The 12,874-nt window shown below is 34.1% G+C and carries 12 protein-coding genes; 2 read left to right on the plus strand and 10 right to left on the minus strand.

Annotated elements, in window-relative coordinates:
- Positions 1-141: 141 nt before the first annotated feature.
- The 9 genes from NZ698_RS09100 to NZ698_RS09140 form a co-directional block, all read right to left on the minus strand.
- Entirely contained in the window at positions 142-864 is a 723-nt protein-coding gene (locus NZ698_RS09100; protein WP_263002801.1) for a hypothetical protein, read from the minus strand.
- The gene (locus tag NZ698_RS09105; protein WP_263002802.1) at positions 857-1,237 is read right to left on the minus strand and encodes an energy transducer TonB; all 381 of its coding nucleotides are present in this window, start codon (positions 1,235-1,237) and stop codon (positions 857-859) included. Before NZ698_RS09105 ends, NZ698_RS09100 begins: the two co-directional genes overlap by 8 nt.
- Positions 1,237-1,722: a hypothetical protein gene (locus NZ698_RS09110; RefSeq protein ID WP_263002803.1), complete on the minus strand. Its 486-nt coding sequence runs from the start codon at positions 1,720-1,722 to the stop codon at positions 1,237-1,239. The genes NZ698_RS09105 and NZ698_RS09110 overlap by 1 nt, the downstream gene beginning before the upstream one ends.
- A gap of 110 nt (positions 1,723-1,832) precedes the next feature.
- Positions 1,833-3,065, minus strand: a complete 1,233-nt coding sequence (locus NZ698_RS09115; protein WP_263002804.1) for an MFS transporter — start codon at positions 3,063-3,065, stop codon at positions 1,833-1,835.
- An 11-nt stretch (positions 3,066-3,076) separates the two neighbouring features.
- Positions 3,077-4,810, minus strand: a complete 1,734-nt coding sequence (locus NZ698_RS09120; RefSeq protein WP_263002805.1) for a thiamine pyrophosphate-dependent enzyme — start codon at positions 4,808-4,810, stop codon at positions 3,077-3,079.
- Between the two features lie 215 nt (positions 4,811-5,025).
- Entirely contained in the window at positions 5,026-5,472 is a 447-nt protein-coding gene (locus tag NZ698_RS09125; RefSeq protein WP_263002806.1) for a hypothetical protein, read from the minus strand.
- A 44-nt stretch (positions 5,473-5,516) separates the two neighbouring features.
- Positions 5,517-6,716, minus strand: a complete 1,200-nt coding sequence (lysA, locus tag NZ698_RS09130) for a diaminopimelate decarboxylase (RefSeq protein ID WP_263002807.1) — start codon at positions 6,714-6,716, stop codon at positions 5,517-5,519.
- A gap of 257 nt (positions 6,717-6,973) precedes the next feature.
- On the minus strand, positions 6,974-8,197 hold the full coding sequence (locus NZ698_RS09135; protein WP_263002808.1) for a 3'-5' exonuclease: 1,224 nt from the start codon (positions 8,195-8,197) through the stop codon (positions 6,974-6,976).
- Positions 8,198-8,314: 117 nt separating this feature from the next.
- The gene (locus NZ698_RS09140) at positions 8,315-9,841 is read right to left on the minus strand and encodes a helicase HerA-like domain-containing protein (RefSeq protein WP_263002809.1); all 1,527 of its coding nucleotides are present in this window, start codon (positions 9,839-9,841) and stop codon (positions 8,315-8,317) included.
- A 285-nt stretch (positions 9,842-10,126) separates the two neighbouring features.
- Here NZ698_RS09140 and NZ698_RS09145 point away from each other — a divergent pair, with 285 nt between their 5' ends.
- Positions 10,127-11,536: an MBL fold metallo-hydrolase gene (locus NZ698_RS09145; RefSeq protein WP_263002810.1), complete on the plus strand. Its 1,410-nt coding sequence runs from the start codon at positions 10,127-10,129 to the stop codon at positions 11,534-11,536.
- A gap of 54 nt (positions 11,537-11,590) precedes the next feature.
- Positions 11,591-11,890, plus strand: a complete 300-nt coding sequence (locus tag NZ698_RS09150) for a thioredoxin family protein (protein WP_263002811.1) — start codon at positions 11,591-11,593, stop codon at positions 11,888-11,890.
- Positions 11,891-12,007: 117 nt separating this feature from the next.
- On the opposite strand, the gene NZ698_RS09155 is transcribed toward NZ698_RS09150, so the two are convergent.
- Positions 12,008-12,778 (minus strand): amidohydrolase, encoded by a 771-nt coding sequence (locus NZ698_RS09155; protein ID WP_263002812.1) that lies wholly within the window; start codon positions 12,776-12,778, stop codon positions 12,008-12,010.
- Positions 12,779-12,874 lie beyond the last annotated feature (96 nt).

Consider the following 12,874-nt stretch of genomic DNA (forward strand, 5'->3'; position numbering starts at 1 on the left):
TTTAGGTTTAAAATTTTTAAGATTTAAAAGAATTTAAATTCACAAATTTTAAACTCGTTGAATTTGCAAAGATACAAAATATTGTGACAGAATGTCAGAAAAGCAATTACAGTTTAAATGAACGATTGAAGGAAATTTAAATTAATTAGCAGTGAATTTGATCGGCATTCTAAAAACCTGTTTTATTGGTACTCCTTTATAGTAACCTGGTTTCCAATATGATTTTTTTGTATTCGATGCACATTTTACAACCATTTCATTAAACTTATCTAAGTTTGATTGATTCTCGATATAGAAGAAACCAGCAGCTCCACTAGTATCAACATCAAAGTTTAACACGAAAGAGTAATCTGTATTTGATCGGTAACCATTAGCATCAAAACATTTCGCAAAATTCTCTCTGAATTTCATAATATCGCTTTCTTTATCTTTGTGCATGTAAACAGGCCGTATAAAATCACCTTCTTCTAGCTTATTAAATAATAAATCATCAGAAAAAAGCGTACTAAACATTGCTGGTGTTTTTTTTCCATCTATTTCAGCAGGCTTCCAGTTATTGGTCTTTTTTACTATTTCTAGCACTTTATTTTTTAAACACTTATTACTTTCAACAGCATTTGTATCTTCATCTGCGACAAATTTCACTTTGCTATCGGGATAGACAATAAATCTCATAAATAACGCTTCTGTTTTTTCGCACGGCTTTACATTATTTTTCACAACCACATCCTGAATTTCTTTAAAGAGACCATCTCGCCCACCTTCATAAAAGTCCTGCCCTTTTGGATAATTATATAAAACTTGTGCTTTTACCTGAAAAACAGAAATTATAAAACTTAATAAAAATAATATTTTATTAGTCATGGTCATATGTATTTGATTTAAAATTCACTTTCATAATATACTTTGAGCTTACTGCGATACCATCTTTTGTCGCTGGTTTCCATTTACCTTTTACTTTCTTTAAAGCATATTGAGAATCATCCACAAACATATCTCCATTTTTGATCTTTGGAATTATATCTAAATGACTTGCTTTTCCGGTTTTATCGATGTTGATAATGTATGTGACAGTTCCTTCAATGGCATAACTTTGCACGTCAACATAAGCATATAACATTTCCATAAATTTATTTGCAAAGACAGCATTTCCGCCTTCATATTCTGCTTTTGTTTCTTGGGAAAATCCTTTAAAACCTAAAAATAATAACAATAATACTACTAAATATTTTTTCATTATAAATCTGTTGCAATCGATGAGAAATTCATTTTTATTTTAACCTCTGAAGCAATGGGGTTTCCATTACAATTTGCGGGTATCCAATTTTTTTTGATTCTGCGAACTACATATTTCATATCATCGAAGAAAACCTGACTATTATTTACTTTGGGTGAGCCTTCAATATTGGTCACCTTTCCCGATTGATCAACGCTAAGTGTGAAAACGAAATCGCCATTAAGAACATAAAAATCTGAATTGAGATAATTGTACATATACCTTCTCAATGTTTCCTTATAATTATTGATTCCATCCGGATAAGAAGCAGCTTTAAAATCATCACAGTTTTTCAAAGCAACCTGCAAAAAAGGCTCTTCTATTTTAATTTTCAGAATTGTTTTATTATTTTCAAGAAGCATCGTTTCCTCCTGATCTTCAATATCATATTGTGCAAAAACAAAATTTCCTACAAAAAGACTTAAAAACAAAGCTAAAGTTTTCATAATTTTTAATGTTTAAATTTTCTTAAACAAAGATAAAAATTACATGATTGGCATAAAAGAAAAACTTCACACATCAGTGCGAAGTTTTATTAATATATAGATTAAACTAATTAAGCAACTATCGTTCTGCTTTTGACCTTGCTTCCTGTTTCTTTCAACAAAAATGAAATTAAAATTGCCAAAATAATCCCGACAATCCAAAATAAAACCGAATGTTCAAAATGTAGATTTCCTGAATCAGAATCTAAGCTTTTACCAAACCATCTGCTGAAAACCGGGCTCAGTAAAGTTGTCACGCCGAAAGTGATAAAATTGATTGCTCCCGTTGCGCTACCTTTTACATAATCAGGATTGGTTTCTTTTATCACAGAATACGGAATCATCGCCGATCCGGAACCAACTCCGAAAATGAACATACTGATTTTCGCAGTATATAAATCTGGTAAATAAATCATTTGAAGAAAACTTAAAATCATTAATAACGCTCCACCAACCAAGACTGGTTTTCTTCGACCTATCTTATCGGTAATAAATCCTAATAACGGACAACCGAAAGCCCAACCAAAAGCGACCATCGCACTGGTAATTGTAGCCTCACGGAAAAGAAACTGTCTGTCTTTTTCGAAAAAAGCAACTGCCCAAGTCATGGCGAAAATCGTTGTCGGTGCAAAAAGGAGCCCTGAAATAATTCCGCAAAGCCAGGATTGTGGATTTTTGAAAACCACTTTATATGTTTCTAAATAACCAACAGAATGATGCGGTTTTTCTTCCGGTTCGTCTGACTGATCATCTTTCGGAATAAAAAAGTAGAGCAAAACAGCAGTTATAATTGTGAAAACTCCAGACCAAAGCCAGAAACTGTTGATATCAATACCATTTTCTACTAATGGTCCCACTAAGAATTGTCCGGCAGTTCCACCCAACATACCGATGCATTGTGTTGCTCCGATGGCTGTTGCCAAAGATTTTGACGAAAAGCCTTTACTTGCCAAATAAACACAGCCAGGAAAAGCAAAAGCGCACCCTGCTCCCTGAAGCAATCTTCCTGTAATTCCGGCAGTCTGGCTTGAAATTAAAAATAATAAACATCCTATCCCTAAAATTAAACATCCCGCAAATAGAGATTTTTTTCCTCCAAATTTATCTAAAGCAATTCCGGCAATCAAACTACAAGTGGAATAAGTGTAATAATATGTTCCGACCATACTGATCAGCTTCAATTCAGTAGTTTTAAAATTACTGACCAATTCAGGAATCATAACAGCCGGAGCCGCTCTGATCACGTAATCTAAAAAATAAAATATAAGACCGAATACCCATGCAATGACATAGAATTTTTTCAAAGAACTACTCATTATAACAATTCCTTGATATGTTTATAATTACTTTTTACAGTGTCTAAAGCTTCTTCCATTTTTCCGCCTAACATGAGTTGCGCCATAGATTTAGTCATGCCAATCACCTGCTCAAATTCAATTTTTGGAGGTAAGGCTAAAGCATTTGGATTCGTAAAAATATTGAGAAGATAAGGTCCATCGTGATTTAAACATTCGGTGATAGCACCTGCAACTTCTTCCGGTTTGCGAACATTTTTCCCCGGATAACCCATTGCCTGAGCAATCATAGCAAAATCAGGATTGATCATATCGGTTTCATTATCGGGCATTCCGCCAACTTCCATTTCCAGTTTTACCATACCGAGACTTCGGTTGTTGAAAACAATTAATTTAACTGGCAGTTTATATTGAAAAATGGTTGCCATATCACCCAAAAGCATAGACAAACCACCATCGCCACACATCGCAATCACCTGTCTTCCGGGATAAGCCAGCGATGCACCGATTGCCATTGGCATTGCATTCGCCATCGATCCGTGGTTGAATGAACCCAACATTTTTCGTTCTCCTGTACCTGTAATAAATCTTGCTCCCCAAACACAGCACATTCCGGTATCTACAGTGAAAATGGCATCATTTTTTGCCAACTGATCCAAAGTATGAGCGACATATTCAGGCTGAATATTATCTTCTGTTCCGAATTCTTTCACATAAGTTAATTGATGCTCTTTTACTTTTTCGTAAAATTCCAATTGCTGATTGAGGAAGTTGACATCTGTTTTTTCTTTTAATAAAGGTAATAAAGCTTTGATGGTTTCTTTCACATCACCCGTAAGACCTAATTCCAACTTTGCTCTTCTGCCTAATCTTTCCGGACTTTCATCAATCTGAACGATTTTATTTTTTACAGGCATAAATTTCTCGTAAGGGAAATCTGTTCCCAAGAGTAAAACAAGATCTGCTTCGTGCATTGCGTGATATGCAGAAGGCAGACCCAAAAGTCCGGTCAATCCTACTTCATTCGGATTATTTGGCTGAATGGCCATTTTACCTCTGAAAGAATATCCAACAGGAGCTTTTAAAAATTTTGCTAATTCTACGACCTCAACATTTGATTTTTCGGCACCGATACCACAGTAAATTGTTACTTTTTTGCTTTCATTAATCAAATTTGCCAAGTGATTTAATTCCTCATCTGAAGGACGAATCACCGGATTTGTTTTGAAAATCTGATTGGAAGTAGTCGCGTCTTCGGCATCAAGTTCAGAAACATCACCCGGAAGTCCGATCACTGCAACTCCTTTTTTGGAAATCGCATGTTGAATTGCAGTCTGCAAAGTTCTCTGCACCTGTTCAGGTCTTGTAATCATTTGATTATAATAGCTACAGTCGTCAAATAATTTTATGGTATTCGTTTCCTGAAAATAATCCATTCCCATCTCATTGCTTGGAATCGTTGATGCAATCACCAACATTGGAACATGTGATCTGTGCGCTTCGTAAACTCCATTGATCAAATGAACATGACCTGGACCGCAACTTCCTGCGCAAACGGCAAAACCATCCAATTCCGCTTCTGCAGCTGCAGCGTAAGCTCCGACTTCTTCGTGCCTTACGTGAATCCATTCGATGCTGCTTTTCTTCACAGCAATATTTAAATGATTAAGACTGTCGCCAGTTACGGCATATATTCTTTTGACATTGGCATTTTCGAGCATTTCAACAATTTGCTCTGCAATATTTTTAGCCATAATTACTATTTTTTTTAGATTAATTTCTACTTAGAACATAGAATTTGAAATCATTAAACGATTATAATTTTTCGAAAGATTAATGAATTATCAAATTTAGCCAATAAAAGATTCAAAAAGAAGCATTGAATTAAATTTATTCAAACCCTGTGCACTATAAAGCAAAAAATACTCCGCAATTTCTTGAGGAGTATGATTTTTTATTTATTTGAAAATTATTTTGTAGAGCAAAAACTTTGTTGACTCGATGCGTAATTATCATTGGTCAGTAAAGCACCAGTATTTTCAGAATCTCTATATTCTCGTGAAAAATTTAAAGCAACAGAAATTTTCTGATTGGTATTATTGGCAAAATGTTTTTTCATTCGCTGTACATCTCTTTTTACTTCTCTTTCAAAAGATTTGTCAAAAAGTTCGGGTAAAAGTTTAATGTTAGAAATTTTTCCATCTTCATCAACACTAAAATTTAATTTAAAATCTCCAAGCGCCTGAAAAACATTTGCAGTATGACCTAAATTATTTTGCAAATCTTTATTGAATTTTACCTGACCTCCGTTATAAACTTTTTCCAATTGTTGCTTATCAGACTTTACGCTTACATTGGTCTGAGAAAAAGAAAATGTAAAAACTGCAATAGACAAAACTGAAAGTAATTTTTTCATTGTATTATTTTTTGGTCTACTAAAGATACACTTTTTGGTGAAATTTACAAAACTTCAATCTGGTTTCTCAAAAGATCTTCAAACTCGTCTCTTTTTCTGATCAAATGTGCTTTCCCGTCTAAGAAAAGAACTTCAGCCGGTTTTAGTCTTGAGTTAAAATTTGTACTCATTTCAAAACCATAAGCTCCTGCCGTGTGGAAAGCCAAAACATCACCTTCTCTTACTTCATTCAGTTTTCTGTCCCAAGCAAAAGTATCAGTTTCACAAATATTTCCAACTACGGTATAAATTCTTTCCGCTCCTTTTGGATTTGATAAATTTTCAATTGTATGGTAAGAATCGTAGAACATAGGACGAATCAAATGATTAAATCCTGAGTTGACTCCAACAAAAACCGTTGCTGTAGTTTGTTTAATAACGTTGGCTTTCACCAACAAATAACCGCATTTACCAACAAGGAATTTTCCCGGTTCAAACCAAAGCTCAAATTTCTTTCCGGTTTCTTTAGAAAAATCAGAAATTGCTTTCTCTACCTTTTTTCCTAAAGATTTCACATCAGTCTCCATATCGCTTTCCTGATAAGGAATTTTGAATCCGCTTCCCATATCCAGATATTTCAGATTCGGGAAATGCTCAGATAATTCAAGCATGATTTCAAGAGCCTGTAAAAAAACTTCCGGATCTTTTATTTCGCTTCCGGTGTGCATGTGAAGACCTTCAACATTTAGGTTGGTACTTTTCATTACACGCTCAATGTGACGCATCTGGTGAATTGAAATTCCGAATTTTGAATCAATATGTCCTGTAGAAATTTTGTGATTTCCACCAGCATAAATATGCGGATTGATTCTCACAAAAATAGGATACGTATTTCCGTATTTGTTCCCAAACTGCTCAAGAATCGAGATATTATCAATATTGATATGAACTCCATGCTGCATTGCTTCTTCAATTTCAGCAAGATCAACACAATTGGGAGTAAATAGTATTTTTTCTTTAGGAAAACCGGCTTTTAAACCTAATTTTACTTCACTAATAGAAACGCAATCCAAAGAAGCGCCCAGATTCTTTATGTATTTTAAAATATTGATGTTCGTTAATGCCTTTGCAGCATAAAAAAACTTGGTGTGTTTTAAAAAAGAAGATGTAAGTTTCTCGTATTGAGTTTTAATTGATTCAGCGTCATAAACATACACCGGTGTGCCAAATTCCTGGGCAATCTTTAATAATTCTTTTGGGTTCATATTCTAAATTTTACATAAAAAAAGGCAGATTCTTCGAAAAGAGTCTGCCACAATAATTATTTTTTTATGCAACACAACTCTTTTAGGTATTCCAAACCTTTGAAAACTTTACAGCTCCCTTTTTTCCTGTTTGTTTTTGTTTAAAATTTTGCATTGCTTTTTTTAATTCTTTTGCAAAAATACTATTTATTTTGGGAAATTGAATTTGAAAAGCATTTTCTTCTTAATAAAAATGCATTCGATTGTAAAATGTTGTTTTATTTTGGCAACGGCAAAGTCTCGAAATCGCCTTTAAGTAAAGCTAATTGAAGATCATTAATCAAATCGGCAGTCGAAAGAGGCAAATCTAATTTCAACTTGGAGATTTTACTTAAAGTCTGTATCTGGGTAAACAAATCATAAAAACCATACGAAACAACTTTACCGTTTTCTATGATCATGAATAATTTTTCACCTAATTTTCTTCCCGCTCCCAACCAAAGTTCATTTCTTTTTTTGAAATTAATTTTCTCTTTAAAAGCTTCAACGTCAGCAAACTCTTCTATCTTTCCGATAAACTGAACAGCCTTTGAACCTTGAGTAAATGATCGGAATTTAAGAATTGCTTTTTCCTGTTTGTTGAGTCTGTTTTTTTCAACAATATATTTATGATTTCTAAAATACAATCCGAAAGGCAGCGTATCTCTCTTCTTAATATTTTTAGAATTTAAAATCAGCTTTGCGATAATATCAGTTCCTGTGAGTTCAAAATTGATCTGTTCGACTTCTTTTTGGATTTCAATAAACTTTTTTGATTTCGAATTAAAAAGTTTTTTAGAAAACCTGTTAATATCCTGAACATAGTCTGAAAAAATAATTTTCCCGGACTCATTTTGAAAATAAACAAACCCTTTTTCTCCAGGCAAATCCTGTGTCAAAAGCTTGATTTTGTTGATGTAAGTTTTAGCATTTGTTTCATCATGTTGCTTCTGAATGATTTCGTTTTCGGTGTCTTTTGATACCAACAGTTTAAACAATTCTAATGTCGCTCTTGCATCACCTTCTGCACGATGCGCATTGACCAACGGAATTCCCAACGATCGCACGAGTTTTCCCAAAGAATAACTTACTTCATCCGGAATCAGTTTTTTGGCTAACGGAATCGTATCTAAAGTATTGATTTTATAATCATAACCAAGCCTTTGAAAAGACTGACGAAGCATTCTGTAATCAAAATCGATATTGTGACCGACCAATGTAGTGCCTTCTGTAATCTCAATGACTCTTTTGGCCAATTCGTGAAATTTTGGGGCGGTTTTCACCATATTCGGTGTAATATTGGTCAGTTTTTGAACAAAAGGCGTGATGTCGCTTTCAGGATTGACAAGGGAAATAAACTGGTCGACAATTTTATGACCATCGTATCTGTAGATGGCAATATCTATAATGCATTCCTTCCTGAAACCTGCACCATTACTTTCTATATCTATAATTGAATACATTTTAATCTTATTTAAGCTTTATACCAAAAAATTAAAATTTTTGATAATGCTATTTAATAAAAAGGCAATTCTGCTAAAATAATGAAAATACGTTTAAAAATACAAAATAAAAAGACCTTATCTCTTTCTTCCACCCAAACCAAACATCCCCAAAATGGCTTTTGCCCCTTCTCTCATTAAGGTATTGGCAAAAGTTCGTCCCGCCCGACTTTTTAAAACCTGCTCAAACATTCCCGGTTCTTCTTTTACAGTCTTAGTTTTTTGTGTGGGAGCAGAATTTTCAACCGCCTGCTCCATTCTTTTTACTAAAATCTCATAGGCAGATTCTCTATCGACCGGTTTTTCGTATTTTGAAACCAGAACAGATCTTGATGTTAATTCAGAAACTTCAGCGTCATTCAGAACATCCATTCTTGATTCAGGGGAAATTAAATATGTGTGAACAAGCGGAGTTGGAATTCCTTTTTCATCTAAAGCAGTAATGAAAGCCTCGCCAATTCCCAAATTTTGTATCAGTTCAGAAGCGTTGTAAAACTCTGTTGTCGGATAATTTTCAACGGCTTTAGAAATTTCTTTTTTATCCTTTGCCGTAAATCCTCTCAAAGCGTGCTGGATTTTTAAACCTAATTGAGAAAGCACATTCTCAGGAACATCTCCCGGAATTTGAGTAATAAAATAAATTCCTACTCCTTTCGAACGAATCAATTTCACCATCGTTTCAATCTGAGAAGCCAGAGCTTTTGAAGCTTCATCAAAGATTAAATGCGCTTCATCAATGAAGAGTACCAATTTTGGTTTTCCGCTGTCTCCTTCTTCCGGAAACGTCATGTAAATTTCAGCAAAAAGAGAAAGCATAAACGTTGAAAACAATTGCGGTTTATTTTGAATATCAGCAACTCTCAAAATATTGACAACACCTTTTCCGTCCCTTGTTTCAAGTAAATCGTGAACATCAAAACTCAGTTCTCCAAAGAAATCTGCCGCGCCTTGCTGTTCCAAAGCAACAATTGATCTTAGAATTGTTCCCAAAGATGCCGAAGCAATCGATCCGTAATTCGCAGACAACTCCGCTTTACCTTGCGGATTATCAGTTACATATTGCAGGACTTTTTTTAAATCGTTTAAATCGATTAAAGGCAAACCTTTGTCATCGCAATATTTGAAAACAATCGACATAATACTTTGCTGCGTATCATTCAGTTCTAAAATTTTACTTAATAAAACAGGACCAAATTCTGTAACCGTCGCTCTCAATTTAACACCTTTACCGCCCGAAATACTCATCAATTCAACCGGAAAAGCTTGTGGATTGTAAGGAAGCTGTGTTTTTCCGTAACGTTCCTCAATAATCGGATTCATTTGTCCGGCTTCGGCAATTCCTGAAAAATCACCTTTAATATCTAAAACCAAAGACGGAATTCCTGCGTGAGAAAGCTGCTCTGCAAAAACCTGAAGTGTTTTAGTTTTTCCGGTTCCTGTAGCTCCTGCAATCAGACCGTGACGGTTAATGGTTTTTAAGGGAATTGTAACATTCACTTCTGTGACTACATCACCGTCTAACATACCTTTTCCTAAAATAATATGTTCTCCTTTTGGAGTGTATTTTTTTGAAAGTTCGTCAATAAATTTTACTTTGTCTGCCATTTGATATTTTTAACTCTTAAAGGTAATTATTTTTACAAAATCTCGGGTTTCAATTTTGTGAATTTCTAAATAATCTAAATTTAAAATGAATATAATTGAATATGATATAAAACAGTCTACCAATTTTATCCACTTCTCAATTATTGTTTCTATCTGATATTTAATCACTTTCATATAGATTGAAAATATGAAAATTATAATATTGAAAGAAACTATCAATCAGACTTATCATTTCTTTATAATTAATTCATTACTTTGTATATTCATAATATTAAATAAGACTCAATGAAAATTGAACAAATATATACAGGCTGTTTGGCACAAGGTGCATATTATATCGTATCAGAAAATGAAGCCGTAATCATAGATCCGCTAAGAGAAGTAAAACCTTATCTTGAACGCCTTGAAAAAGACAATGTTACTTTAAAATATATATTTGAAACCCATTTTCACGCAGATTTTGTTTCGGGACATTTAGATTTAAGTAAAAAAACTGGGGCTCCCATTGTTTACGGACCAACCGCAGAACCGGACTTCGAAGCGATTATCGCAGAAGACAACCAGATTTTTGAAATCGGTAATGTAAAAATAAAAGCACTTCACACTCCAGGTCACACGATGGAAAGCACAACTTACCTTTTGATCGACGAAAATGGTATAGAAACCGCAATTTTTACAGGTGACACATTGTTTTTAGGTGATGTTGGACGTCCTGATCTTGCTCAAAAAGCAGGAACGATGACTCAGGAAGATCTTGCAGGAATTTTATACGAGAGCTTACACAGCAAAATTTTACCTCTTGATGACAGCATCACAGTTTATCCGGCTCATGGCGCAGGTTCGGCTTGTGGAAAAAATATGCAGAAAGAAACAGTAGATATTCTTGGCAATCAAAGGAAAACCAATTACGCACTGAATCAACCGGATAAAGAATCATTTATTAAGGAAGTTTTGGATGGTTTGACAGCTCCACCAAAATATTTCGGGATGAATGTAGCAATGAACAAAGGAGGTTACGAAAGTCTTGATGATGTGATGACAAAAGGTTTAAATCCTGTTTCAGTAGAAGATTTCGAAAGTTTCGCAGAAGATACAGGAGCATTGATATTAGACACAAGAAGTCCTGGTGATTTTCACAAAGGATTTATTCCAAATTCAATCAACATTGGTTTGAAAGGAGATTTCGCTCCATGGGTGGGAAGTTTGATTGTTGATGTAAAACATCCTTTATTATTGGTTTCAGACGAAGGAAGTGAAGAAGAAGTGATTACAAGACTAAGCAGAGTTGGCTTTGATAATGTTTTAGGTTATCTGAAAGGCGGCTTTCAATCATGGGAAAACTCTTCTAAAGAGATTGACGAAGTAAAAAGGATTTCTCCTGAAGAATTCGTAGAACAATTTGATGAAAACTCAAAAATAATCGATGTGAGAAAACTGACAGAATATTCTGCAGAACACATTGACAATGCATATAATAGACCTTTAGATGAAATAAGTCATTGGGTTTCGACGATTGATGATTCTGAACATTTCTTCCTTCATTGCGCAGGAGGATATAGAAGCATGATCGCAGCAAGCATTCTCAACTCACACGGAATCAGGAACTTCACTGAAATCGAAGGTGGCTTTAATGGAATAAAGAAAACAGATAAACTTGCAACAACAGATTTTGTCTGTCAATCAAAAACATTGTAATCTAAACAATTATTTGGAATTATTCTTGCAGGAATTTGATTAAAAACCTTAGTTATGTCACAAAAATTTCAGGAACTTATAGAATCAGAGAGACCGGTTTTAATTGACTTTTTCGCAACATGGTGCCAACCTTGCAAAGTACAGTCATCGGTATTAACGACAGTAAAAGAAAATGTTGGTGAAGGTGCAAGAATTGTGAAAATTGATGTTGATCAATATCCTTCAATCGCTTCTCAATACAGCGTTCGTGGCGTTCCGACTTTAGCAGTTTTCAAAAAAGGAGAACTTTTATATAAAGAAAGCGGAGTGCATGATGTGAATCGACTGACGCAACTTTTGAAACAATATATTTAGATTTAGGTTCATATTCAGATTGAACTTAAAATTTATTCCCACAGATTTCACAGATTTTCACAGATCTTTATTTACAACATCATCCGTGAAAATCTGTGAGATCTGAGGGAGAATTATTTATCTCAGGCTTTGATCTAATCCTATAATTTCAAAATCATCTCTATCATTCAAAAACTGAAAATGATTTCTGAAATCTTTCAGTTCCTCTAAATTCAACTCTGCAGAAACCAAATTTTTATTTTTTTTAGCTATCTCTTTTCCGTCGGCAAAAAAGCAATGCGAACTTTCCTGATAATAAAGATCATTTCCGTCTGTTCCGATTCGGTTTAAGCCAAAAACATACGATAAATTTTCAATTGCTCTGGCTTTTAGTAAATGCTCCCAAGCTCCGACTCTTTTTTCCGGCCAATTCGCAACGTATAATATTGCATCATAATCATCATTATTTCTTGCAAAAACAGGAAATCTCAAATCATAGCAAACCTGCAACAGAAAGCGAATTCCAAGATATTCTACAATGACTCTTTCTTTTCCTGGTGTATAAATTTTGTCTTCTCCCGAGAACGAAAACAAATGTCTTTTATCATAAAAAGTAACTTCTCCTTCTGGCTTTACGAAATACATCCTATTATAAAACTTACCTTCTACTTCCACGGAAGCACTTCCTGAAAAAGCCGTATTTTTTTCTTTCGAAATTTTATTTAAAAACTCCAGAGATTCTTCATTTTTATCTGAAACCTCGGCTGCATCCATACAGAAACCAGTTGAAAACATTTCGGGCAGAAGAAATAAATCTGCACTTTGATTTTGAAGCTGATCTTCAATTAATTTAAAGTTATCATCTTTATTTTTCCAGACAATATCCTGATTTAATGCGATAATTTTCATACGCAGATTTCTATTTTTTTTAATTGCCATATGGAATTGCCCTTTTAAAATTACATTTATGATTTAAAAACAAACATGGCAATTTCATATTTCCAT

The sequence above is a fragment of the Chryseobacterium edaphi genome (assembly GCF_025628985.1).
GTDB classification, from domain to species: domain Bacteria; phylum Bacteroidota; class Bacteroidia; order Flavobacteriales; family Weeksellaceae; genus Chryseobacterium; species Chryseobacterium edaphi.